This is a genomic window from Mucilaginibacter ginsenosidivorans, from assembly GCF_007971025.1.
GTDB classification, from domain to species: domain Bacteria; phylum Bacteroidota; class Bacteroidia; order Sphingobacteriales; family Sphingobacteriaceae; genus Mucilaginibacter; species Mucilaginibacter ginsenosidivorans.
Map to the genome: position 1 here is coordinate 3,937,790 of NZ_CP042436.1, position 25,401 is coordinate 3,963,190.

Annotated in this window: 22 protein-coding genes; 10 read left to right on the forward strand and 12 right to left on the reverse strand. The window is 45.8% G+C overall.

What is annotated here, in order from left to right:
* Positions 1-15: 15 nt before the first annotated feature.
* From FRZ54_RS17945 to FRZ54_RS17960, 4 genes are all read left to right on the forward strand, one after another.
* Complete coding sequence (locus FRZ54_RS17945; RefSeq protein WP_147033131.1) at positions 16-2,181, forward strand: glycoside hydrolase family 3 protein; 2,166 nt, start codon at positions 16-18, stop codon at positions 2,179-2,181.
* 6 nt (positions 2,182-2,187) lie between these two features.
* The gene (locus FRZ54_RS17950) at positions 2,188-2,649 is read left to right on the forward strand and encodes a DUF4268 domain-containing protein (protein WP_147033133.1); all 462 of its coding nucleotides are present in this window, start codon (positions 2,188-2,190) and stop codon (positions 2,647-2,649) included.
* Between the two features lie 141 nt (positions 2,650-2,790).
* On the forward strand, positions 2,791-3,993 hold the full coding sequence (locus tag FRZ54_RS17955; protein ID WP_147033134.1) for a DUF763 domain-containing protein: 1,203 nt from the start codon (positions 2,791-2,793) through the stop codon (positions 3,991-3,993).
* A gap of 106 nt (positions 3,994-4,099) precedes the next feature.
* A complete protein-coding gene (locus FRZ54_RS17960; protein ID WP_147033136.1) occupies positions 4,100-4,327 on the forward strand; it encodes a hypothetical protein in 228 nt (75 codons plus the stop codon).
* A gap of 82 nt (positions 4,328-4,409) precedes the next feature.
* Here FRZ54_RS17960 and FRZ54_RS17965 read toward each other — a convergent pair whose 3' ends face one another.
* The 3 genes from FRZ54_RS17965 to FRZ54_RS24525 form a co-directional block, all read right to left on the reverse strand.
* On the reverse strand, positions 4,410-4,979 hold the full coding sequence (locus FRZ54_RS17965) for a dihydrofolate reductase family protein (RefSeq protein ID WP_147033138.1): 570 nt from the start codon (positions 4,977-4,979) through the stop codon (positions 4,410-4,412).
* 88 nt (positions 4,980-5,067) lie between these two features.
* Entirely contained in the window at positions 5,068-5,754 is a 687-nt protein-coding gene (locus FRZ54_RS17970; RefSeq protein WP_147033140.1) for a hypothetical protein, read from the reverse strand.
* Between the two features lie 260 nt (positions 5,755-6,014).
* Positions 6,015-6,164 carry a hypothetical protein gene (locus FRZ54_RS24525; RefSeq protein ID WP_187359660.1) on the reverse strand — a complete coding sequence of 50 codons (150 nt, stop codon included), beginning with the start codon at positions 6,162-6,164 and terminating at the stop codon, positions 6,015-6,017.
* A 196-nt stretch (positions 6,165-6,360) separates the two neighbouring features.
* Between FRZ54_RS24525 and FRZ54_RS17975 the strand changes: the two genes are divergently transcribed.
* Positions 6,361-7,917 carry a serine hydrolase domain-containing protein gene (locus tag FRZ54_RS17975; RefSeq protein WP_147033142.1) on the forward strand — a complete coding sequence of 519 codons (1,557 nt, stop codon included), beginning with the start codon at positions 6,361-6,363 and terminating at the stop codon, positions 7,915-7,917.
* Between the two features lie 38 nt (positions 7,918-7,955).
* On the opposite strand, the gene FRZ54_RS17980 is transcribed toward FRZ54_RS17975, so the two are convergent.
* Positions 7,956-8,489, reverse strand: coding sequence for a DUF4142 domain-containing protein (locus FRZ54_RS17980; RefSeq protein ID WP_147033144.1), 534 nt, complete (start codon positions 8,487-8,489; stop codon positions 7,956-7,958).
* A gap of 193 nt (positions 8,490-8,682) precedes the next feature.
* On the opposite strand from FRZ54_RS17980, the gene FRZ54_RS17985 reads away from it, so the two are divergent.
* Both FRZ54_RS17985 and FRZ54_RS17990 read left to right on the forward strand, forming a co-directional pair.
* Positions 8,683-8,976: an RNA polymerase alpha subunit C-terminal domain-containing protein gene (locus FRZ54_RS17985; RefSeq protein WP_147033146.1), complete on the forward strand. Its 294-nt coding sequence runs from the start codon at positions 8,683-8,685 to the stop codon at positions 8,974-8,976.
* A gap of 2 nt (positions 8,977-8,978) precedes the next feature.
* On the forward strand, positions 8,979-9,254 hold the full coding sequence (locus tag FRZ54_RS17990) for a DUF1905 domain-containing protein (protein ID WP_147033148.1): 276 nt from the start codon (positions 8,979-8,981) through the stop codon (positions 9,252-9,254).
* 61 nt (positions 9,255-9,315) lie between these two features.
* Here the strand turns inward: FRZ54_RS17990 and FRZ54_RS17995 are convergent, their stop codons facing one another.
* A complete protein-coding gene (locus tag FRZ54_RS17995) occupies positions 9,316-11,892 on the reverse strand; it encodes a phosphoenolpyruvate carboxylase (protein ID WP_147033150.1) in 2,577 nt (858 codons plus the stop codon).
* A gap of 190 nt (positions 11,893-12,082) precedes the next feature.
* On the opposite strand from FRZ54_RS17995, the gene FRZ54_RS18000 reads away from it, so the two are divergent.
* A complete protein-coding gene (locus FRZ54_RS18000) occupies positions 12,083-14,227 on the forward strand; it encodes an FUSC family membrane protein (RefSeq protein WP_147033152.1) in 2,145 nt (714 codons plus the stop codon).
* 114 nt (positions 14,228-14,341) lie between these two features.
* Here FRZ54_RS18000 and FRZ54_RS18005 read toward each other — a convergent pair whose 3' ends face one another.
* The 5 genes from FRZ54_RS18005 to mdh form a co-directional block, all read right to left on the reverse strand.
* The gene (locus FRZ54_RS18005) at positions 14,342-15,676 is read right to left on the reverse strand and encodes a PhoH family protein (RefSeq protein WP_147033154.1); all 1,335 of its coding nucleotides are present in this window, start codon (positions 15,674-15,676) and stop codon (positions 14,342-14,344) included.
* A gap of 1,131 nt (positions 15,677-16,807) precedes the next feature.
* Positions 16,808-19,123, reverse strand: coding sequence for an FdhF/YdeP family oxidoreductase (locus tag FRZ54_RS18010; RefSeq protein WP_147033156.1), 2,316 nt, complete (start codon positions 19,121-19,123; stop codon positions 16,808-16,810).
* On the reverse strand, positions 19,120-19,476 hold the full coding sequence (locus FRZ54_RS18015; RefSeq protein ID WP_147033158.1) for a DUF7009 family protein: 357 nt from the start codon (positions 19,474-19,476) through the stop codon (positions 19,120-19,122). Before FRZ54_RS18015 ends, FRZ54_RS18010 begins: the two co-directional genes overlap by 4 nt.
* Entirely contained in the window at positions 19,460-20,326 is an 867-nt protein-coding gene (fdhD, locus tag FRZ54_RS18020) for a formate dehydrogenase accessory sulfurtransferase FdhD (protein ID WP_147033160.1), read from the reverse strand. The genes FRZ54_RS18015 and fdhD overlap by 17 nt, the downstream gene beginning before the upstream one ends.
* A 122-nt stretch (positions 20,327-20,448) precedes the next feature.
* A complete protein-coding gene (gene mdh / locus FRZ54_RS18025; RefSeq protein ID WP_147033162.1) occupies positions 20,449-21,387 on the reverse strand; it encodes a malate dehydrogenase in 939 nt (312 codons plus the stop codon).
* Between the two features lie 487 nt (positions 21,388-21,874).
* Here mdh and FRZ54_RS18030 point away from each other — a divergent pair, with 487 nt between their 5' ends.
* Positions 21,875-22,879 (forward strand): glutamine synthetase beta-grasp domain-containing protein, encoded by a 1,005-nt coding sequence (locus tag FRZ54_RS18030; protein ID WP_147033164.1) that lies wholly within the window; start codon positions 21,875-21,877, stop codon positions 22,877-22,879.
* Positions 22,880-22,946: 67 nt separating this feature from the next.
* Here the strand turns inward: FRZ54_RS18030 and FRZ54_RS18035 are convergent, their stop codons facing one another.
* Positions 22,947-23,306 (reverse strand): hypothetical protein, encoded by a 360-nt coding sequence (locus tag FRZ54_RS18035; RefSeq protein WP_147033166.1) that lies wholly within the window; start codon positions 23,304-23,306, stop codon positions 22,947-22,949.
* Positions 23,307-23,438: 132 nt separating this feature from the next.
* Positions 23,439-23,822, reverse strand: a complete 384-nt coding sequence (locus tag FRZ54_RS18040; RefSeq protein WP_147033168.1) for a gamma-glutamylcyclotransferase family protein — start codon at positions 23,820-23,822, stop codon at positions 23,439-23,441.
* A 132-nt stretch (positions 23,823-23,954) separates the two neighbouring features.
* On the opposite strand from FRZ54_RS18040, the gene FRZ54_RS18045 reads away from it, so the two are divergent.
* Positions 23,955-25,313: a glutamine synthetase family protein gene (locus FRZ54_RS18045; protein WP_147033170.1), complete on the forward strand. Its 1,359-nt coding sequence runs from the start codon at positions 23,955-23,957 to the stop codon at positions 25,311-25,313.
* Positions 25,314-25,401 lie beyond the last annotated feature (88 nt).

The following is a 25,401-nucleotide window of genomic DNA, read 5'->3' on the forward strand; positions in this document are numbered from 1 at the left end:
TATGTTTATCCTGTTATGAAAAACTGCTTGAAATATGCCATTGCCGTAGGGATCATCTGCTTTCTAAGTCATGCTGCCCTGGCCCAGACTCCCATTTATAAAGACATGAGTAAACCGCTTGACGAGCGGGTAAAAGACCTGGTGTCCAGGCTGACGCTGGAAGAAAAAGCCTCCCTGCTTGGCTATAACAGCAAAGCCGTTCCACGTCTGGGCATACCGGCCTATAATTGGTGGAACGAAGGGTTACACGGCGTGGCACGGGCGGGTGAAGCAACGATATTTCCGCAGGCCATAGGCATGGCGGCTACTTTTAACAGTGACCTGGTTCAGCAGGTATCTACGGTTATTTCAACTGAGGCGAGAGCAAAATATAACCTGGCTATTGCGCACGATCGTCATTTGCAATACATGGGCCTTACCTTCTGGACGCCCAATATCAATATTTTTCGCGACCCGCGCTGGGGCCGCGGGCAGGAAACTTATGGCGAGGATCCTTACCTTACGGCCACCATCGGCAGCGCTTTTGTGAAAGGCCTGCAGGGTAATGATCCGCGTTATTTGAAAACATCAGCAACAGCAAAACACTTTGCGGTGCACAGCGGACCGGAAGCCGTACGGGATAAATTTGACGCCATTGTGGATGAAAAGGACCTACGCGAAACGTACCTGTATGCTTTTCATGCTTTGGTTAGCGGAGCGCACGTCGAATCGGTTATGAGTGCTTATAACCGCGTAAATGGCGTACCCAACTCTATTAACAAAATGCTTTTGACCGACATCCTGCGGAATGAATGGGGCTTTAAGGGCCACGTTGTTACCGATTGCGGCGCGCTTGACGACGTTTTTTCGACACACAAAACTTTACCCGGTCCCGTTGAAACAGCCGCGGCAGCTATCAAAGCGGGTATTAACCTCGACTGCTCCACTGTATTGCAGAATGATGTTGTTAAAGCTATCAAACAGGGATTACTGACCGAAAAGGAAGTCGATCTGCGGCTTTCTGAACTGCTTAAAACCGAATTCAAACTGGGCTTTTATGATGACCCGGGCGGCATACCCTATCATGCTTACGGCGCTGACAGTGTACATAATGCGGCCCATGTCGCATTGTCGCGAAAAGTTGCCGAACAGAGTATGGTGTTACTGAAAAACAATAACAACCTATTGCCACTGGATAAAGCTAAATATCCCAGCATGATGATCATTGGACCCAATGCGGCGGCGCTCGATCCCATGATAGGGAATTACCACGGCGTAAGTAGTAAGATTGTGAACTTTGTTGAAGGCATCACCGGGGCTGTCGGACCTGAAACGAGGATAGAATATGACCTGGGTGCCAATTACGATGACACCACTCATTTCGGCGGCACCTGGGCGGCCGGCAATACCGACGTAACAATCGCGGTTATCGGCCTGTCCCCTGTTTTAGAGGGTGAAGCGGGCGATGCGTTCCTATCCAAATCAGGCGGCGACAAAAAGGACCTCAGCCTGCCTGAAAGCGAGATCAAATTTATGAAGGCACTGCGGCAGAGCGTGAAAACGAAACCCATTATTGCGGTTATTACCGCCGGCAGCGATGTCGATGTTTCGGCTATCGAGCCCTATGCCGATGCAATAGTTTTCGCCTGGTACCCGGGCGAACAGGGTGGCAATGCGTTTGCAGATATTCTATTCGGCAAAACATCCCCTTCAGGTCATTTGCCCCTAACCTTTTATAAGTCGATCAACAACGTTCCCGATTACCAGGACTATTCCATGAAGGGTCGCACTTACCGTTATTTCGATAAGCCCGTTCAATACCCCTTTGGATTTGGGATGAGCTATACAACTTTTGATTATCAAACACAAACCGCCTCGGCAAAGCAGTACAAGCTAAAAGACACACTTACAGTAGCCATCAACGTAAAAAACACCGGAAAAATGACCGGCGACGAAGTAGTACAGGCTTACATCGAATATCCCCATATTGACCGCATGCCCATAAAAGAACTAAAGGGCTTCAAACGGGTATCGGTACCGCAGGGCGGCGAGCAGTTGGCAACTATTAAGATACCCGTTGCCGACCTTCAAAAATGGGATATGAAAAAGCATGATTGGCGCTTATACCCCGGCGAATATAAATTAGTGCTGGGCAGCAGTTCGCAGGATGAAAAGCTAACCTATTCGTTCACTGTAAAATAACGATTATTGTACTCTAAGGACGAAGCATCCCAACTAAAGCAAGCCTTCTGGACCACCTTCGGGCAGTACATATCCCCGCAGTTATCGGCGGAAGGTTTGAAAGTGAACTGGGTAAATTACAAGACCGGTATTAAATACCTCTATTTCCGCATGGAGGCTAATAAACGCTCGGCCTCTATCGCCATAGAGATCGCTCACCCCGACCCGGGTATACAGGAGTTATTTTTCGAACAATTCCTCGAATTAAAAAACCTGCTCCACGGCACCCTCAATGAAGATTGGGAATGGCAGTTGCACGAAATGACCGAAGACGGCAAAATCGTCAGCCGCATCGTACGGAAACTGCATAATGTCAGCATCTTCAATAAAAACGACTGGCCTGCACTCATATCCTTCTTCAAACCGCGCATTATCGCCCTGGACGAATTCTGGAGCGACGCGAAATATGCCTTCGATGCATTGAAGTAACAGGGCCAAAAATACAATACAATAAGTGTTCATGTCAACGTCGTAAAAAACTTAAGGTCAAATTTCAGCCACAATCTAAATCCAACCTAAAAATCACTAAAATCTTTCAATCGTATCTTTCTTTTTGCTAAATTTGTTAGCATGAAGCGTTCGGGAAGTGCTGATCTGCCGCTGCATTATGGTTATGTGCCCAAATGGCTGGCAGAGCGTATGGCAAAGCTGGGCTTAGCGGTGGTGGAAACTATAGTGATGGACTATGGCAGGAACGAAGTGCTGACCCGCCTGAGCGCCCCTTTTTGGTTCCAAAGCCTGGGCGCGGTGATGGGCATGGACTGGCATTCGTCCGGCATTACCACCTCGGTAATGGGCGCGCTCAAAAGGTCGGTCAACCCGCACAGTAGGGAACTGGGCATTTATATCTGCGGCGGCAAGGGCAACCATTCGCGCGAAACGCCCAATGAATTATTAAAAATCTGTGAAAAAACCGGCTTAAATGGCAACGAACTGGTGCGCTGCAGCAAACTGAGCGCCAAGGTGGATAATACGGCTATCCAGGATGGTTTCCAGTTATACACGCATAACTTTATCGTAAGCAACGAAGGTAAATGGGCCGTGGTGCAGCAAGGCATGAGTGCGCATAGCAAAACCGCGCGCCGTTATCACTGGCATTCGGATGCGCTGGCGTCTTTTGTGAACGATCCGCATACTTCTATCTATGGTAAAAACACCGGTTATATCCTGAATATGACCGACAAGACCGCCGCCCCTTCCCGCGATGGCGTAATGCAGATAGCCGGCGAAAATCCACAAAATATGATCAGCGAGATAAGCAAACTGACCATGCCTTCACATCATGATGTCCGGTCGAAAGATGTCGACCTGAAGCGCCTGGGTGCGGTACTTTGGCTGGCGCATGAAAAACGGCCGACGGATTTTGAAGAGTTGCTGTTACTGGAAGGACTTGGTCCGCGGACACTGCAATCGCTGGCGCTGGTAAGCGAGGTTATCCACGGTACGCCTTCCCGTTTTAAGGACCCGGCACGATTTTCCTTTGCCCACGGCGGCAAGGACGGTCACCCCTTCCCTGTCCCCACAAAAGTATACGACGAAACATTGGGCGTACTGCAAACCGCCATCCACAAAGCCAAACTGGGCAACAGCGAAAAAAGCGAGGCCATTAAACGCCTGCATACCATTGCCGAAAGGGCTGAAAAGGATTTTATACCCAATGCCAATTTTGATAAAGTAATAGAACAGGAACGCAACGACTCGTGGAAATATGGCGGCCGTACGGTTTTCGGTAAGGCTAAGCCCCCGGTGGAGGCGCAGTTGAGGTTATTTTAAGGCAGTACTGTAGTTGTAAACTACGTGCATTATCGTCAAAGGCGTAGATTTTGGACAGCGAAGTAGTGCAAATATTTTACTTATTTTGTTTTAAACAAACCTCTCAATGAAGCATCTCGAAAAAACAAAATTTCTACTAAGTATAATTCTTATATTTTGGGGGCTATTCTTAGGAATAAAAATGCTAAGCTTTAATGTAGGTAATGTCTTTTTTAACACGGCATTCGCTATCGGATATCAGACTTTGCCGGTAGTAGCAACCTATACTCCTATTTATGCCGGCATTTGTATTATTTCTGGAATATACTTAATTACGAAAGTAAAAGCAGAATAAGTTTTTACACACATAGCTCCCATGAGTTTAGCGGGCATGCTGGCTGGGCTTTAGCGGCAATACCTTATTAGCGCAGCTGTTATTATCCATCTACCACATAATCCAGCGCGGTTACCCCGCAGGCAAATTGCCTGGAAATCAATAGCTTTAATTTTACTTTGTCTTTAATATTTGCAAGCAAGGCGATGCCGTGTCCAAGAATAATCGGATTAACAAATAACCAGTAACCGTCAATTAAACCGTGTTGATTAAGGGAATGAGTAGCAGTTGGACTGCCAAAAAGCAGGATGTCAGAACCGGGCTGTCGTTTTATTTCGTTTATTCTGCCCGAAAGGTCGTCGCTGATAATGGTGGTATTATCCAGATCTGCATTTTTCATGGTTTTTGATAATACAATTTTGTGAGCGTCGTTATACCACTTTGAATGTTCGATATCATGTTTGTCCGCATCGGGCGCGTCCCCGGCGGTGGGCCAGTAATCTTCCATCATCTGGTACGTTACCCGTCCGTATAATGCAGTATCGCTTTCGCTTACCCGCTTACCCACGTGGTCAAAAATTTCTTCATCAACGTTGATCCAGTCCATTTCTCCATTAGGTCCTGCTACAAAGCCGTCAAGCGACATGTGCATAAACGAAATTATTTTTCTCATGGGTTTTGCTTTGATTTTTTAACATGACATAAGGCCGCTACAACAAGCAAAAAATAAAAATAGAATTTTATAATGGTAACAAATGCCCTTAAACTTTAATCTTACTCATCAGTTCGTTTGCAAGCGCCCTGGTTTTGCCGTTGCCCGACGGTATGGCGTCGACAAGGCTATCCAACTGTGGCTTCCACTTGATCAGCATTTTTGGCGGGTAGTTTTTAAACACTACAAGTGAATTGTACACGCCGTTGTTCTTATCAATCAACATATCGTTGGAACTTAGCGCGCTCCTGGCCTGTGCAATGAGCGCAGCGAGCAGTTGCTCATCATTCAGCCAGCTGGTAGTTATCTCGTTATAAGCTGAAAGCCTGGTCGTCGCACTGGTCGAGAATAACCGGGTGATCAGGTCGGCCCGCTTTCCGTCATAAATATTGGCAACAACCAATTGCGAACTTCCGCCCTTCTTTGCAACCAGGTCTGCAATATTCTTTCCCAGCGCCGGGGCCGAATACACCAGTGTAGCCAGCGCAATATCGCTCGTGGTCCGGTCGGTACTGGTCAATTGTTGCATAAGGTCTTTTGTTAGCTGCGCCTGGGCTACCTGCAATTTTATATTTTCTATCTCATTTTGCTTTTCAGCGCTTCTGTTTTGCAGATCTAACTGATTTTGATTGTAACGTTCGGTAAAGTGCCAACCAACTACAGCGATTATCAGCGGAATAAGGAACGTGGAAGAAGCCTGCAACTTATCCCAGAAGTCTTTCTTTTTGTCGTCCATGATAAATAAGGTTTTAACTAATATTAACCTAAGTTACCACGATTGGCAAATAAACAAAGAAGTATTTTTACCTGGTTCATTGGGTATTTATACCCCCTGGTGCTTTGCTACCCCTACCAAAACCCCAACGCTTAACAAATCCCCCTCCCTTGGAGAGGTATTTAGGGTGAGGCGAACTACACGCAAAATTATAAAGCCACAAAAAAGCGCCACCCGTGCATGCACGAATGACGCCAACCTATGAAAAACCTAAACTTATCTTAGTAATTGAAACCGCCTAATGTAATCTTGGGGTTAAAAGGAGCTTTTTGTCTTCTTTTGAATATTCCCATCCCGTTGCTTGCCGGGGCTGCCACTGCCTTAAGTATCGGGGTTTGGGTCGGGAAGAATAACATCTTAATAATTTCCATGTCTCTATTTTTTTGAGCTTGTTTGCTTATCGGTTACAGTGATTTATACGGCGCAACGTGAGGGCATTTTTGTAAACACATTTTTGAAAACCTTGTAGTTGTTTGGTTGACAAATCGTGTTATTAGTACCTGTTATACCGATGTTTCACAAACAATTATTATTTTCACTTTCATTATAACCTCAACTTCAACCGCTATGTCTGCTAACCGTTTGTCCGCCTTTAAAAGGTTCCTGTTAACCGCCTGCTTAAGTTTATTTTTCACAGCTCAACTATTCGCCCAAAAACAGGGCCTGCCTGTCAGCTCGCCTGAGGCACAGGGCGTTTCCTCTGCCGGGATAGACAGTTTCCTGACAGCAGCGGGGCGCAGCAAAAACGAGTTCCACAGTATCATGATGCTCCGGCACGGTAAAGTAGTCGCCCGGGGCTGGTGGAACCCCTATGGACCAACACTTAGGCACAGCTTGTATAGCTGCAGCAAAAGCTTTACATCCACGGCCATTGGCTTTGCAGTGAGTGAAAAAAGAATATCCGTAAATGACAAGGTAGTGTCGTTCTTCCCCGGCAGCTTGCCCGATACCGTTAAGCCTTACCTGGCCGAGCTGACCATAAAAGACCTTTTGACCATGAGCGTTGGGCAGGACCCCGACCCTACGGGCAAAGTACCGTTCAGTACCGATGACTGGATCAAAGGAATGCTGGCAACGCCCATATTAAACAAACCGGGCAGCAGGTTCCTGTATAACTCCATGGCGACTTTCACGCTTTCGGCAATCGTTCAGAAAGTGACCGGACAAAAAGTAGTTGATTACCTTAAACCGCGACTGTTCGATCCTCTGGGCATCAAAGGGATGGATTGGGAGATCAACAAACAGGGTATAAACACAGGCGGCTGGGGGCTACGGTTAAAAACGGAGGACCTAGCAAAAATGGGGCAGCTTTACCTGCAAAAAGGAATGTGGAACGGCAAGCAGGTATTGCCTGAGGAATGGGTAGAAGAGGCGACAACTTTCAAAATTGACAATGCACCGGGAATGCCGCAAAGCAAAAAGGACTCCAGCGACTGGATGCAGGGCTATTGCTACCAGTTTTGGCGCTGCCGCCACAATGGTTTCAGGGCCGACGGCGCCTTTGGCCAGTATATCATCGTGCTGCCCGATGAGGATGCCGTTATCGCCATCACTTCCGAAACTGCAAATATGCAGGACGAGCTTAACCTGGTTTGGCAATACCTGCTCCCAGCCATGCATCCGCAGGCATTGCCTGCAAACAAATCTGCCGAAACTGCTCTTCAACAGCATTTGGCAGCTTTGAAATTGCCACCGCTGCAAAACAGCAATAATCCCGGTAGCCTCAATAAAACATTTAGGTTGGAGAAAAACGATTTGAATATCAGCTCTATTACGTTTAAGGCCGATAAAAACATGTGTCGTGTCACCCTGAAAAAGGGCGCTGACAGTTATACTTTCGACCTTACGAGCGGCAAATGGCAGCCCGGAGAAACGCAACTGCCGGGTCCGGGTTTAACCGCCGGAGCGCGGGAAGATTTTTCGTTATTGCAGCCGTATAAGGTGGATTGCAGCTATGGGTGGAGCGGCGATAAAACATTGCAATTGAAATTCCGTTATATCGAAAGCCCTCACGCAGAAACCATTACCTGCCATTTTAACGGCGAGAAACTGAACGCCGATGTGGAGTATAGTTTCAATTATGGCGCGCACAAAATTGAGCTGCACGGCGATGAAGTAAAGTGAGCAACGAACTGGTTACTACAATCTGCGTCGCCTGGTATTTATTTCAGCGAAGCTAAGATCGTTTCGCCCGAATGCAGGTTGTCTTTTATTTCAGGCAGCAGGTCCCTGGCACAGGTTTGTACAGCATTTGTCCTGTCTTCTTCACCCTCTTTAAAGAGCTCAACGGCTTTCTCATGGTCTGCTACCATAACTCGCATGTAAGCTCTGTCAAATTGCTCACCCGACAACGTGGACAAGCTGTCTATCATTTTTTGATGGGGTTGACTAATATGGTACGGCCCTTTTACCAGTTCCTTATTCTTTAGTTTTATCAGCTTTGCGAGTGCAGCGGTATGAGTATTTACCATCATTTTAGCAAATGCTGCCACCTTTGGATTTGTGGCTTTGTTTTCAGCAATTTCCGACACCTTAACTTCAGTATTACTTCCGTCTATCGCTGCTTTTATAAAATCGAGGCCAGGGGTGTCAACGGCTGTTTCGTTATCATACCTGTTTGCTTTCAGTGGGTCGTCGCACGATTGTACCAGCACAAGAACAGGCAGCAGCATAATTACTAAGATTATCTTTTTCATTTTATCTTTTATTGGAGGGGCTGTAGATAAGGAACAATTGTTACAGCAATTAGTTTTTCGTCATTATCCTGGTCGCGGGTTTGCCATCGGTATGCCTTGTTTGTTTGATGCGATCTCCCCTTTGTTTTGTCGCATATATACCTCACCGGGTTATTCATTGCCCCCTATCTTTGATTGATAAAGAATTTAAAGGATGACTGCACAAAAAACGTTACGAACCTGCGACAAAGGCCATCAATACTATAAAAGCAGCGATTGCCCCACTTGCCCCATGTGTGAAAATGAACGAAAAGCGATGGCGGGCGTTTTCTCAGGGCTTTCAGCGCCTGCCCGACGGGCGCTGGAAAATAATGGCATATCCACCCCACTACAGCTGGCAGCATTTACCGAAAAGGAAGTATTAAAGATACACGGCATGGGACCGGGATCATTGCCCAAATTACGCGAATCGCTAAAACGACAGGGTTTATCATTCAAAACAAAATAGCCATGGAACAATTGAATAAGGAATTTACAGCGACGCTTCAAAAAAGCCCGGCAAAAGGCGGCTGGACCTATGTTGTGTGGCCCGAATCCGTTTCATTCTTCGGCGCACGGGGATTGGTAAAAGTACGCGGCAAAGTCGACGGTCATCCGTTTCAAAGCTCATTTATGGCTTTAGGTGATGGAACGCACAAACTATCATTCAAAACCGAAACCCGGAACCAGATCGGCAAGGAAGCTGGCGACACCATAACGGTAGTTTTAGAAGAACGGATAAAATGATTTAATATACGATTGACGAACTTAGTCAACTCAATCCAACTTAATCAACCACTCAACCAAGTTACGCCAAATTCCGCCCGGCATTTACAATACCATAAACCGTGCGTATCACCAGCTTGTTGTAAATATCGGTCAGTTCTTCATCCTTCTTTTTGTTGATGCACTGTAAAGCATAATGCTGAACAATAACCAGCGGCAATACAATACGTTCGCGAACGGCGATCGAGCGTTTTTCAACGGGATATTCTTCCATCAAAACTGTGCTGTCCGTCAATTCAAGCAACATAGCTTTGGTCAGTTCAAATTCATCTTTAAGCTGCTGCCAGAATGCCGCGAATTTTTTATCATTAAGCAGGTAACCCGTTACCCTGAAGTCCGATTTTGACATGGACATCATGCAGTTATCCAGCATGGTTTTGAAAAAGCCCGATTTGTGATAAAGCTCTTTCGCTTCTTCCCATTTATTATCCTCTTTTATCTTTTTCAAAGCGGTTCCCACGCCATAAAAGCCCGGGATATTCTGCTTAAGCTGGCTCCACGACGTAACAAAACTGATGGCACGCAGGTCCTCCAGTTTAAGCGCCGAATCGGCATTGCGCTTAGTTGGCCGGCTGCTGATGTTGATCTTCGACAGCAGTCGCAATGGACTGTATTTCTCCAGGTACTCCAAAAAATTCGGGTGTTCGCGCAGGCCCATAAAAAGCTTGTAGCTTTCATCAGCCATTTCGCATATCAGGTCCTTATTTTCCGGTGTCAGCAGGTCGTTGTCATTAGGATTCAACGCCGACGTAATGCCCGCACTGATCAGTTGTTCTACGTTAAAGCGTGCCGTCTCAACAGATCCGTACTGCGAACTTACCGTCTGCCCTTGTATCGTCAGTTGAATGTGTTCGTTGGCTATTTCACTGCCCATTGAAGCATAAAAACGATGCGTTTTACCCCCGCCACGCGCCGGCGGACCTCCCCTGCCGTCAAAAAAAGCCAGGTCGATGCCATACTTACGCGCCAGTGCCGTCAACTCCACTTTGGCTTTGTAGATCGACCAATTGGCCATCAAATAGCCACCGTCTTTGGTACTATCCGAAAAGCCAAGCATTATCGTTTGGCGGTTGCCCCTTCGTTTCAGGTGTTGCTTATAAAAAGGATGAACGTACAGACTTTCCATTACATCCGCAGCATGGGTCAGGTCGTTCACTGTCTCGAACAAGGGCATAAAATCAACTGTCAGCGATTCTTTCTTCCAACCGCTCCACAAAAACAGGTTGATCAATTGTAATATATCCGAAGCACGCTGGCAGTTGCTAATGATAAAACGCTGGCAGGCCTTCTCGCCGTTGGAATATTGTATCTGTTTTACCAGCCTGATGGTATCCAAAGCATCTTTGATCAGGTCATCGGCGTCATCGGGGCAATGGTAATCGGCCTCGTTAAACGGTATGGCTGTTAGTTTTTCTTCTTCGCTAAGCGTGTCATAGCCTTTCAGTCCCGATTTTATCTGCGATTGCTTGATGCAATGCTGAAACACGCTGCGCAGTACACGGCTGTCCTGCCTGATGTCGAGTGTAGCAAAGTAACAGCCGAATAATTTTACCTTCTGGATAAAATGATCGACTATATCTACAAACAGCCCCAGGTGATCGGTTACCAGCGTATCTTTTATGGAAGTGAGCAGCGAAAGCAGTTCACCCTGTAAATCTTTTGGATTAGACTGCGCATTGAAAGCGTTCTGATAAAGCAGCTTTTCCAGCCGAGCCATTGTTTTTTCAACTCCGCGGAACGTAATGCGTCGCTTCAGCAGCCTGAAATCGCGATAGTAACAGCGGAAAATGATCTGCCTCAAAAGAGCCGCCACCGAAGCGGTTGTTTCGGCATGAACATTTGGATTTCCATCCCTATCGCCGCCCGGCCAAAAACCAAGCTCCAGCACCTGGTGGCCGTTGTCAAAATCAAACTCCTCCTCCAGTTTAGCCTGGATAGCTGCTACCGCGTGGTAAAAAGTATTTTCGAGGAACCAAACCAAACTGGTAGCCTCATCCACCGGTGTGGGCGATGTTTTATTAAAGAACGGCGTTTTGCCCAATTGCTGCAACAGAGCATCGATATTATTCAGATCATTAACTTTCAATGCCTCTATCAGGTCGGTTATGATACCCAATACCGACCCTGGATAAAATTGCGTCGGGTGAGCTGTAAGAACCAACCGCAACGAGAAATCCTCTAACTTTTTGCCGATCTTATCCCTTGCCTTGTCGCTTTGCGCCGCCTGCTGTAAAAGGCTGCTTAGCGACCCGCTGTCGTCCATCTTACCTATTTTTCCGAAGGATGAATCTTCTATGGCGTCAAACAAAACAACCTGTCTCTCAATATACTGGATAAAGCGAAACAAACGATTGATCTGCTCGCGATGATCGATACCCGGCACATACTTTTCAAAAAAAGATTCGATGATCTCTGTAGGCGATAACTGCTGAGCCGTTCCCTTTTCGCAATGCGAGCTAAAAAAAGGCAGCAATATCCCGGTGTCCTTTACCTGGTAAAAAGGCAAGGTCTGAAACAGGCTGTTATACAACTCAAAACGGGTAACAACTTCCTGGTTGAAAATGGTTTCCTTATTGCTGAGTTTTAAAGTAGAGGACATAGAATTAATATCAGAATGGTGGTGTATTGGTTTTCTTAGAATATCGGCGTGAATTTAATAATTTTACTGATAAAACCTATAAAAAAATGAGTATTTAATAATATAAAATCAATATTAATGCAATAATTATTAAAATATATACCCAGGATTTAATTTTTGTAAATTTGCACCCAAAATATCGCCGTATTTTATGAATATCCAATTGAGAGAAATAAAGGGCTTTTTTTACAGTCAGTATTTTTCTGATGGATTGAGGATGTGCCTGGGTATCCTCGCACCCGCGCTGGCGTTTTACTTTGTTCACCGCTTCGATCTTGGTATTACGCTTTCACTCGGAGCCTTATGCGTTTCGGTGGTTGATACCCCCGGGCCGTTGGTGTACAAGCGGAATGCCATGCTGGTAAGCACCGCATGCATTTTTTTGGTAGCTATAGCAACCGGGTTTGCCCGCTTTAATGCCGTGACACTTGGCATTGGTATTACGGTTATCACCTTTATTTTTTCAATGCTGGCCGTTTACGGCACACGCGCTGCAGCGATTGGCACCGGTGCTATGCTGATGATGATCTTCATGATCGAAAAACCTATCAGCCCTTCCGAGGTGTTGGCTTACAGCGCGGAAGCTACGGCAGGGGGACTCTGGTATACCTTTTTCAGCCTGTTATTTTTCAGTATCAGGCCCTACCGCGCGGCACAGCAGGCTTTGGGCGAAAGCATTATGGATGTAGTAAGATTTCTGCGTGTAAAGGCCGATTTCTACTTGCCTGATATGGATATAGATGATAACTACCGTAAGCTGGTTTCGCAGCAGATAGAGGTGAGCCAGCACCAGGATGCTGTGCGCGAACTACTTTTCAAAAGCAGGCTGATGGTAAAAGAATCGACCAACGCAAGCCGGATATTAGTGCTGACATTCGTCGACCTGGTCGATCTTTATGAACAAATACTGGCGACACACTATGACTATGGCGAGGTAAGAGAAAAATTCGGCGATACGGGCATCCTTGAGGAAATTGCCCGGCTGCTGCAGCGTATGGCGCACGAGCTGGAAAATATCGGGTACGCGGTACTGGCCAATAAACGCTATAATCATTCGCACGATTTTATTGCCGAACTCGATAACCTGAAGCGGCGCATCGACGAGCTTTCTGCAACGCAGAATGGTGCCAGCAGCCTGGTATTAAAGAAGATACTAGTTAACCTGCGCGATCTGAACGAGAATATACATAACATTTTCAGCTATTACAATTCACGTTCCTCAAAGGGGCTCATAGAGACACCACGGAATGTTGAGTATTCGAAGTTTGTAACCCGGCAGGATTATGCTCCGCAGGTATATTTTGATAATTTTTCACTTTCCTCGTCCTCTTTCAGGCATGCAGTAAGGGTATCGCTGGCCTGCTTGGTCGGGTTTGTTACGGCGCGGCTGTTATTTCTCGGGCATCACAGTTATTGGGTATTACTTACCATTATTGTGATACTAAAGCCAGGATTCAGCCTTTCCAAACAACGCAATTATCAAAGGCTCATCGGTACCATCGGCGGGGGTATCATCGGCCTGGTGATTCTCAAGTTCATTCCGAATAAAGAGGTACAGTTTATTCTTTTCATTGTTTTGATGATCGGAACCTATAGTTTTACCCGGCTCAATTATGTAGTGGCCGTTATTTTTATGACGCCTTATGTGCTTTTGCTGTTCAAGTTTTTAGGGGTCACCCAGATCAGCCTTGTCGAAGAACGTATCATCGATACAGTTATCGGTTCGGTTATTGCATTTATTGCAATTTATGCCATTTTTCCGACCTGGGAATTTAACCAGGTGCAGCAAAGTCTCGGCGATGTAGTTCGCGCTAATACGAACTACCTGGCCAGGATAGCCGAAAATATAACCGGGAGAGCAATAAGCGTCACCGATTATAAGCTGGCGCGAAAGGACGTTTACGTAAAATCTGCCAACCTGTCGGCAACTTTCGAGCGAATGACCTCGGAACCCAAAAGCAAACAGAAAAAGATCAAAGAGATACACAAATTCGTGGTGCTCAACCACATCCTTTCCTCCTACCTCGCTAACCTTGCCTCGGGCATTACCGGGAAAAACCTGCACCTGTCGCAGCCGGAGAATTTAAAGCTTATCCGCAAAAGTATAGCCGTACTGAACGAAAGTAACAGGAAATTAGGTGAATCCCCCGTCGACTTCATATCAGAGAAATCAGCCGCAAATATTGGGGAAACAAAAGAACCGACCGCTAACGAAAGCCTGCTAAAAGAACAACTCGGTTTTATTAATAAGATCAGCTACGATATAGCTAAGGTGACGGAAAATATATTGGCGTAACAAACCTGTCATGTCATTTCGACGAGGAACGAGGAGAAATGTTGAATAAATGGACGGACTTTGCGCAGCATACCAGATTTTTCTCTGTCGTCCGAAATGACAACCGGACTATGTTTACAATCTCTCTATCGCCAAATTCGCTAACTCGCTCCGCTCCCCTTTTTGCAGGGTAATATGCGCATACAAAGGGTGCCCCTTGGCTTTATCGATCAGGTACGATAGCCCGTTACTTTCCGCATCCAGGTACGGCGTGTCTATCTGGTAAATATCCCCGGTAAACACAAATTTGCTGTTCTCGCCGGCGCGTGAGATGATGGTCTTGATCTCGTGGGGCGTCAGGTTTTGAGCCTCGTCGACGATGAAGAAAATTTTGGTCAATGTTCGCCCCCGGATAAAGGCCAGCGGGGCAATGGATATTTTATCATTGATCACCAGTTCATCTATCTTGGCCTGCATCTTCTCGTCATCGCTGAACTGGTCCTTGATAAATTTCAGGTTGTCCCATATCGGAGCCATATAAGGGTCTATCTTCGATTTTACATCACCCGGCAAAAAACCAATATCCTTATTGCTCAGCGGAACAATTGGGCGGGTTACATATATCTGGCGGTAATATTTGCGTTGTTCCAGTGCGCCGGCCAGCGCCAGCAGGGTTTTGCCTGTTCCGGCGTTACCCTGTATGGTCACCAGCTTAATATCCGGGTGCATCAGCGCATGAATGGCAAATGCCTGCTCCTGGTTTTTGGGGTAAATATTAAAAACAGGCTGTTCCGATACTTTTTCCAGCGCATTGGTATTGCTGTTGTAAAAAGCTGTGGTCGCTCTGCTCTTGCCGTGCAGGCTGTAAAAGTGATTGCTTTTATTGGGTAAAATATCCAGTTCGCCGTTGTTAAGCACCGTTTGTTTATCTAATTGGCCTATCAGCTTATCTGGTACCTTGGTCAGGATGGTCTCACCGGTATACAGATCCTCCAGATTTTTGATCTTGCCCGTTTCGTAATCCTCGGCATTCAGATTTAAGGCTTTGGCTTTCAGGCGCAGGCAAATATCCTTCGATACCAGGATCACTTTCTTCTCGGGATACTCCTCCTGCAGGCCAAGCGCGGCATTAAGAATGCGATGATCTATTTTGTCGCTGCCAAAAACTTCTTCAGCGTCCACCGAAGTTGTTTTTACATCCATCACCACTTTAAAACTGCCTTTATCCTTACCCTTCAGCGGCACCCATTTGTTCAGCAGGTTCTTTTTGGAAACAATATCCATCAGCCGGATAAAACTGCGGGCCTCGAAATTACGGGTGTCGTTCCCGCTTTTCATATTATCCAGCTCCTCCAGCACCTGTATGGGCAGGGCTACGTCGTGTTCCTGGAAGTTTTCGAACGCATTATGGTCATACAAAATGACCGAGGTGTCCAATACAAATATCTTTTCTCTCCCGTTAGCTGGCATAGAAGGCTAAATTAGGGAAATTTTGGAATGCCCCCTCTAAATCTCCCCCTGTAGGCAAGACTTTTTTATTTTTTTCTTTAATCCCGTCCTCCCTGTAACTTAGGTTTACCCATAAAAATTGAAATTTTACCAGGCGTTCCAATGGAACGCATTTTTAAATGTTCATTTTCTCTACTACCAACCAGTCGCCCCCATGGGGCGAGGAATATAAAAGAGCGTCCTGTAAGGAGGCATGGTTGGTAGAAACCAATAAAATGCCCGACTACGTTCCATAGGAACGTTTGGTTATATCGGCGAGGTTCTCGAATGATTTTATATTGGAATGGATCTGGAGGGGTGTAAAAACGAAAACGGAAGCGTACTCTTGCGAATATCTTCCGTTTTCTGACTCCTGCCCAACCGTAGTTGAACAAAAGCATCAAGTTTTGTGTACATGACCGATTGTTTACTCTCGTCGCCCTTGCGGGTTCCGGTTTCTTCGTTCTCTGCGCCCGTCTTCGCGTTACTCCGTAAAATACCGCGATCGTGTTGCAGTGCTTGTGTCTGGCTTCGCATCGTTTTCGGCGGCTTGCGCCGTTTCGGTCCTCATGTTGTCCGCAGCTTGCGCTGTTTCGGTGTCTGTGTGTTGTCCGCGGCTTGCGCCGTTTCGGTTTCTGTTAGGTCTCAGCAGCTTGCGCTGTTTCGTTCCTGCTATGCTTTTGTAGTATCACGCTGGTTCCGGCGGCTCTCGCCATCGTGCTCTTTGTGTTACCGGGTTGACTTCCTGTGATCTTTAGCTCCTCCGAAGATTCGCCCGATTCACACTCTGTTTTTCCCTCAAACTGTCAAAGTACGTCGTTCTTGATGTTATCTAAGGTAGTGTGCAAAGTAACCCGTGTCAAGTTTTTTTCATCATTTTTATGAACAGTTTCTTAACAATTTTACTACCTGTTGTTAACAATAATTTGGCGTTGATTGATAGCCTATTGGCTGTTTGAAAAGTCGACATCCGGGCTCTTGTTAACAGTCCGTTTATCAACAAATAAGGGATTTTCGCAGACGCGCGGGTTCCGAAAAAATCCCAAAAACCTGCATAGTCTGATTTTTTTGGTTTAAAAAGTCCGGTTTTTCTAATGCAAGCTTTGTGCAAATTCAGGCCACATGTTTCCTGATCTTGATGATCACCCGCTTAGATACCGGCGTATTACTCTCTCTGGCAACGTCATCTATCGGCACCAGTACATTGGTTTCAGGAAAATACGTGGCAGTATTTCGTTCGGGTATATTGTATGGCACAATAACAAATAGTTTAGCTACTCTTTCGCGGCCATTATGGTTATTGTATAAATCGACCTTGTCGCCGCCCATAAAACCTGCTTTTTCAATATCCTTAGAATTCATAAATATTACCCGGCGTTCGTTATGGATACCCCGGTAACGGTCCTCCAATCCATAAATAGTGGTATTGAACTGGTCGTGACTGCGGATCGTTGCCATCATATATTCATCAGCCGCCAGTTTATGGTTTGGTAATTTCAGAACAGAGAAAGCCGCTTTATCACCATATTTTTCAGTTTTGAACTTTCGCTCGCGCGGAGCATTGGGTAAATAAAATCCCCCGGGCTTCCGTATCCTTTTGTTATAATCCTCGCAACCGGGTATCACTTTCGCTATCTCGTCGCGAACAAGGTCGTAGTTCGACGCGTATTTATCCCATTCCACTTTGGTCTTTTCGCCGAATGTAGTTTTCGCCAGGCGGCAGACGATCTGCGTTTCGCTTAAAAATTGATCAGATATGGGTTTAAGCACACCCTTTGATGATTGTATCACACCCATCGAGTTCTCGCAACTGACTATCTGCTCCACGCCATTAATTATGTCCTTATCGCTGCGCGAATAACAAGGCAATATCAGCGCCTCTTTTCCATGCACCAGGTGACTGCGGTTGAGTTTGGTGGATACATGCACCGTCATATCCAGCTTACGTAAACCTTCGGCGGTATAATTGGTATCAGGTGTAGCCGAAAGAAAATTCCCGCCCATCGCAAAAAAGAATTTCAGCTTGCCCTCGTGCATTGCTTTTATAGCCTCCACGGTATCGAAACCTTTTTCCTTCGGCGGCTCAAACCCAAATACCTTTTTAAGTTTCTTACGTGGTTCGTCCTTCAGCTTTTCCCATATCAGCATGGTGCGGTTGCCCTGCACATTGCTATGGCCACGCACCGGGCAAAGGCCCGCGCCGGGCCTACCTATACTGCCTTTCAGTAAAACCAGGTTGGCTATTTCTTTGATGGTATCGACACCATTTTCGTGCTGCGTGATGCCCATGGCCCAGCAAATAATGATGCGGTTTTTATAACGTAGCATGTCCGCGGCTTCCTGCACCTGTTCAACCGGAACACCCGCTAATTCGCATAATTTCGGCACATCCTGTTTTTCGATGTCCTTTATTAATTCATCATAACCAACCGTATATTCTTTTATGAACTCCTGGTCAAATACCTTACCCGGGTTTTGCTTTTCGGCATCGAGCAACAGTTTTTCAATGGCTTTGAACAGAGCCATATCGCCATTAATGTTCACCTGCAGGTACAGGTCGGCCAGTTTAATACCCATGCCAAGGAAACCCTTTACCTTCTGCGGGTCTTTAAATGCGGTTAAACCGGCCTCATGCAGGGGGTTTATGGCGATGATCTTCGACCCGCTCTTTTTCGCCTTCTCTAAAGCGGTCAGCATCCGCGGGTGGTTAGTGCCGGGATTTTGCCCCATAATAATGATTACGTCGGTATCGTAAAAATCATTTAGCGTAACCGTACCTTTTCCTATGCCTATTACTTCGGTTAACGCTGTTCCACTCGACTCATGGCACATATTGGAACAATCGGGCATATTGTTGGTGCCAAACTCCCGGACAAATAATTGATACATGAACGATGCCTCGTTACTTGTCCGCCCCGAAGTATAGAACACAGCTTCGTTTGGCGACTCCAAACTATTCACTTTGTCTGCCATTTTTTTAAAAGCATCGTCCCAGCTTATCGGCTCGTAATGTGTAGCACCCGCCGGCAGATAAACAGGCTGCGCAATACGGCCTTTCTTCCCTATTTCGTAATCGTTCAGTTTAGCCAGGTCGGCCACCGAGTTTTGCGCAAAAAAATCTGGCGTCAGTTTTTTGGTAGTTGCTTCTTCGGCCAGCGCTTTTGCCCCATTCTCGCAATATTCGGCCAACTGTGAACGGTCGTCATCGGGATCGGGCCAGGCGCAGCTCGAACAATCGAACCCGCCTTTCTGATTCATTTTTAACGACGCACCAAGTCCGCGCAAAAGGCCGGTCTCCTGCACAAGGTCCTTAAAAGCTTCATAAACAGCGGGTACACCTGCCGCCCAATCCTTCGGTTCAGTAACCTTCAGTTCGATCAATTTCTCCGGGTTTTCGGCTGCGGACTGTTCTGTTTTCAATTTGCTCATTTCATTTTCTCCGCTAATGGATTAGGATAATTATCACTCTGATCTTCGGCCGTGTTATCCAGGCAGGTAAAATCTTTTTCAACCAGCAAAAACAATTTTCCCTGCTCACTTTCAAAGCCAACCTCATCCGTATTCGCCAATTGATCGATCATGATATGAGGCACAAACAAGGTTATTCTATTCTCGTGAAATGTGGCACTAAGGTCGTAGTCCGTTGTTGTTTGTAAAGCGTAGACCAACGTTTGATGGCCAAACTCTGTCCGCTCCTCCAGCCGCCCTTCCTTTATGATGGCATTCACATCGCTCCTGGTCAGGCGGTAACGTAACGAATTTCCTTTAATACGAATCTTCATATTTAGATAGTAATATTCTTTGGGGTTGAGTGTAAATATTGAAACGCCTGCCGCGAAGGAAACCGACCAGGCTTATCTTAAATTCTTCCGCCAACTGCACAGCCAAACTTGATGGCGCACCTACTGCGGCAATAATATTAATGCCGGCCATAGCTGCTTTTTGCACCAGTTCGAAACTTGCCCGCCCGCTTAATAATAATATATGTGTATTGAGCGGCAGCATACCTGCGTTTAAAGCAGCGCCTATCAGTTTGTCGAGGGCATTATGGCGGCCGACATCTTCTCTCAAAAGAATTAGCTCTCCGGCCGCATCAAACAAAGCGGACGCATGCAACCCTCCTGTATCGGCAAATACCTGCTGGTGTCTTTTCAAAATATCCGGTAATGAATATAGCCGATCGTCACTGACGTGATTTTCACCAACACCGCCATCATAAATGCTAACTGTGCGTATGGCATTAATGGACCCTTTACCGCAGACGCCGCAACTGGAGGTTGTATAAAAATTTCTTTCCGTATTGTTTAAGCTGGGTATTACATCCTCTTTTAGATCTACCTGTATCACATTCTCCTTGTTTTCGGCGCAGGCTATAACACAATGATCGGCAGAAAGTATATCCTCACGTTGCCTGATGATACCTTCTGTAAACAGAAAACCCGCCGCCAGTTCACCATCATTACCCGGAGTGCGCATGGTTATTGATACGTTTTTTATCTGCCGGTTTTCGGCCGGTCCATAGCCTATGCGGATCTCCAATGGCTCCTCAATAGCCAGCGAATCCAACGAATGATCGGCTTCATCATCATGTACTTTAACAATGGGTAATTTTATACTGGAATCAGCGGACATAAAGGATATAAATAGGTTAGCCTAAGTTAGCTATTTACAGAGAAACACGCGAGGCGGCTAAAAGTTTAAAACAAAAGCGGCCCCCGAGTTCCCGGGGGCCGCTTTAATATCGTTTAGGTCGATCAGATAACCTTCGTATCGTAAAGCACCTGGTTCATGTTGCGAACCGCATCGGCGCTTTTGTCAAACTGTTCCTGTTCAGCGTCGCTTAGCTTAAAGTTCACGATCTTTTCCCAGCCGCCTTTACCCAAAACAACCGGCACCACCAGCGAAATATCTTGCTGGCCATATTCGCCGTCGAGGGCGACACCGCAGCTAATGAGCTTTTTCTCATCACGAACAATGCTTTCAACCATAGCCATTGTACCGGCGCCGGGCGCATACCAGGCCGAAGTACCGATCAGTTTGGTCAGGGTTGCACCGCCAACCATGGTAGCAGCTACAATTTTATCCTGTTGTTCCTGGCTCAGGAATTCGGTAACCGGGACACTGTTCCAGGTTGCATGCTTTATTAACGGTATCATTGTGGTATCGCCGTGACCGCCGATAACCACGGCATTCAGGTCGGCTGGTGAGCAGCCCAGTTCCTGGCTCAGATAATATTTAAACCTTGATGAATCCAGCGCACCGCCCATACCCAGGATACGGTTCTTTGGCAATCCTGAAGTTTTCAGCGTCAAGTAATTCATCGTATCCATCGGGTTAGATACGACGATAATAATTGTGTTGGGCGAATATTTTAAAATGCTTTCGGTAACGCTTTTTACTATACCGGCGTTGGTTCCTATCAGTTCCTCGCGGGTCATGCCCGGCTTGCGCGGCAAACCTGAAGTAATAACCACTACTTCCGAGTTGGAGGTAGCTGCATAATCATTGGTAACACCCTTTACTTTGGTATCGAAACCAAGTATGGCAGATGTTTGCATAATATCGATAGCCTTACCTTCGGCAAAGCCTTCGCGTATATCCAATAAGATCAATTCTTCGGCTAATTCTTTCCTTGCGATATTATCAGCGCAAGTAGCGCCCACAGCCCCGGCGCCAACGACTGTTATTTTCATAATGATATATTAATTTATAGAAGAGGACATTTATTTTGAAACAGAGGCTCGCTCCATCAAAAATTCACGCAATTTTAAGAAATTTTTATAACTGAGCCCGATTTAATTGAAAATATAACAATAAGGTTATAGAGTGTCACCTTTTACAATATTGATTATTTTATGGTTCAAAACGACCTGTTTTTTGCCATTTTTATAAATCGCCTCAAAAAATCAGGCGTAATTACTATACTTAAAGAGGTTTGATGACCGATCAGTGTCTTTTTTAACAGTTAGCCCGGTCTAAATCCGTCTTTGGTCACAAATTATCTTTTTTTTACAAATTTTTATTCATTTGGACAGTGATTATCCACATAATTGAAAAAAATTCTAATTTTTTCTCACAATTATGATGAAATTTGTAAAAAATATTTACATTCGCCTTTGATAATTGAATACTAGTTATAAAACTGACATTTGAATCCCAATCCAAAAAACAAACTAAACAATGGCAAAATTAGAGTACATCTGGCTTGATGGCTACAAACCAACTCAAAGCCTCCGTAGTAAAACAAAGATCGAAGGTGATTTCAGCGGCAAATTAGAAGATTGCCCAAACTGGAGCTTTGATGGTTCTTCAACCGAACAAGCACCAGGTGGTTCTTCAGACTGTATTTTAAAACCTGTTTTTATCTGCCCTGATCCGCAGCGTAAAGATGCTTACCTGGTGATGTGTGAAGTACTTGACTCAAAAGGTGCTGCGCATGAATCGAATGGCCGCGCGTTGATTGAGGACGATGACAATGATTTTTGGTTTGGTTTTGAGCAGGAATATTTCCTGTGGGATCCCGAAACCAACAAACCGCTTGGCTTCCCTGCAGGTGGCTACCCTGGCCCGCAGGGTCCTTACTATTGCTCTGTCGGTGCAAAAAATGCTTTCGGCCGCGAAATAGTAGAAGAGCATTTGGATGCTTGCCTGGATGCAGGCCTGAATGTGGAAGGTATCAATGCTGAAGTTGCTGCCGGACAGTGGGAATTCCAGATTTTTGCAAAAGGCGCTAAAGAAGCCGGTGACCAGATATGGGTTGCCCGTTACTTACTGGAAAGAATCGGCGAGAAATACGGAGTTTCTATCAACTGGCATTGCAAACCACTGGGCGCTTTAGACTGGAACGGTTCGGGCATGCACGCTAACTTCTCAAATACTACCCTGAGAACAGCAGGCAGCGAAGACGTTTACAAAAAGATCCTGGAAGCTTTCCGTCCTGTAGTGGCAGAGCACATTGCCGTTTATGGAGCCGATAACGACCAGCGTTTAACCGGTAAACACGAAACAGCGTCTATACACGACTATAGCTATGGTGTATCCGACCGCGGTGCCTCTATCCGTATACCTTTGTACACTGTACAAAAAGGATGGAAAGGTTACCTGGAAGATCGTCGCCCTAACTCGGCTGCCGATCCATACAAAGTAGCCGCACGTATTATTAAAACTGTAAAGTCAGCGATATAATTAATTTCCCTAATTAATTCAAACCGGGCCCTGCAGATGTATTTCTGCAGGGTTTTTTCTTTGACCCTTATTCTTCTTTAATGAAATAATACCTGAATATTTCCGTATTCGAGCTCGCCACAAATTCAACATCCGCAGTAACCAGTTTCCAGTTATTGTCATAATAGGGTTTCAGGATGTTCATCATCATTTTTTCATAGGCGGCGGGTTCGTCTCTTGCTCTGACGTGCATATCCAGGTCGATCACTCTTTGCACCTGGGCGGTATCGTCCCTGGTAATAAACATGTTGTTTGGCCGCCGGCCAACCCTTAAAGCGGCATGATCGTCAACGATGGTAACGGTCATGTGCGTGACCCGGCTTTTTTGCTGAGCCGAAACAGCAGCACCAGTAATCAGCGCGAGGAAAAGAACAGTAATTTTTTTCATAATAAATGACGGGTTTTAAGTACATGAAAATAGATCCTTAGTATTAATACAGTATTATTTTGATGTGGTATTACCGCGAAAGATTAATGGCTAATGCGTAAATAACGCAAATGTTACAAGCGGGTACAGGGCTTATTTGATGTACCTGCCATTTTCGATTAGTATAAGTCCGCAGGTAGGTAAATTGTATAGGTATATCCAGCACTCAACAGGCCCTGATGTTGTTTGAGCTTCTGCCTGCACCCTGATAAATTCGTTAGGTTGCGGCTGGCTGGCGCCAAAACCTTCGTAAATATCAAGCAACCCAAGTGTAGCACCTGGATCATCCATTTGCAGGATAACGCCGTATATAAGGTCACATTCGTCGCACAAAACAGCTCCCGGGTACTCGCCGATATCATATAACTTACCTTTCACCGTAGCCTGCGAATAAAATCTGCTGTTGTCGCGCAGGTAAACGCCATACTTATTGTAATCATTCAGCAGCGTACCGTAAACAAAAAGCAGGTCGTTCATCGTTAACAGGGGACCGTAAATTATGATTAACTTTAACTACAGCTTAACAATATATCAATTAAAACGTAATCAGCCAATAGCATAATTGATATTATACTTAACTTGACCGCGCTTTTTTCGTACTAAATCGTTATGGATAAACAACAGATCGTCGCCTATTTAAAGGATAAGGATATCGACAAAATAAAGTTTGCCTTTGCAGATATCGACGGCATCCTGCGTGGCAAGATCATTGGCACTGAGAAGTTTGCCGATGGACTGCAGGATGGCTATGGTTTTTGCGACGTTGTTTTTGGCTGGGACAGCGGCGATACCTGTTATAACAATGTTGAACTTACAGGCTGGCACACCGGTTATCCCGACAGGCCGGCGAAAGTCGATCTTTCCACCTTCCGCACTATTCCCTGGCAGGATAATATTCCATTCTTTTTAGCCGATTTCAGCAATGCCGACGGTACCGGTTTAGCCGCCTGTTCCCGCAGCCTGTTGAAGAGAATTGCTGCCGAATGTGAATCGTTAGGTTACCACCCCGAATTTGCCCAGGAATTTGAATGGTTCAATTTCAGGGAAAATACGCAAACTTTAGCCGATAAAAGTTTTACCAATATACAGCCGCTAACACCCGGCATGTTTGGCTACTCTATACTGAGGACATCACAAAACAGCGGATTTTATTACGATCTGTTCAATTTGCTTAAGCAGTTCGGGATCCCCCTGGAAGGGTTGCATACCGAAACCGGACCCGGCGTTTATGAAGCAGCTATTTGCCACGACCATGTTTTAGCCGCCGCCGATAAGGCCGTACTATTCAAGAATTCGGTGAAAGAGATTGCGAACATACATGGCATCATGGCATCATTTATGGCCAAATGGAACGAAAATCTACCGGGTTGCAGCGGGCATCTTCACCAAAGCCTATGGGACAAGGATAAGTCAAAAAATTTATTCTACAGTATTGATAGTGAATACAATATGAGCGACCTGTTAAAGCATTACTTAGCGGGGCAATTATATTGCTTACCACATATTTTACCGATGTATGCCCCTACTGTCAACAGCTATAAGCGGCTTGTTGAGGGCGCCTGGGCGCCAACCACGGTTACCTGGGGGATAGACAACCGTACCACGGCTATACGCATCCTGCATCCGTCAGAAAAATACACACGGCTTGAAACCCGCATACCCGGATCGGACAGTAACCCGTACCTGGCCATGGCTGCGGCGCTTGCTTCTGGTTTATATGGCATCAAAAACAAATTGCCGCTAAACATAAAACCGACCGTCGGCAGCGGTTACCAGGATAAAAGCAACGGCGTGCTGTCGTCCAACCTGTACAAAGCTACCGTGGCCATGCGGAACTCTCCTATCGCAACCGAATTATTCGGCGCCGGTTTCACCGAACATTTTACCCAAACCCGCCTGTGGGAATGGAAACAATACGCCAAAGCTGTTACGGATTGGGAATTGAAAAGGTATTTTGAGATAATATAGTTTGAATCGTATTTCCGGGAATTCAGGTAATTCTTAAATTCTGTAAATTCCGGTTCAGACAAAAAAATAGGGAGCTATCTTTGGCTCT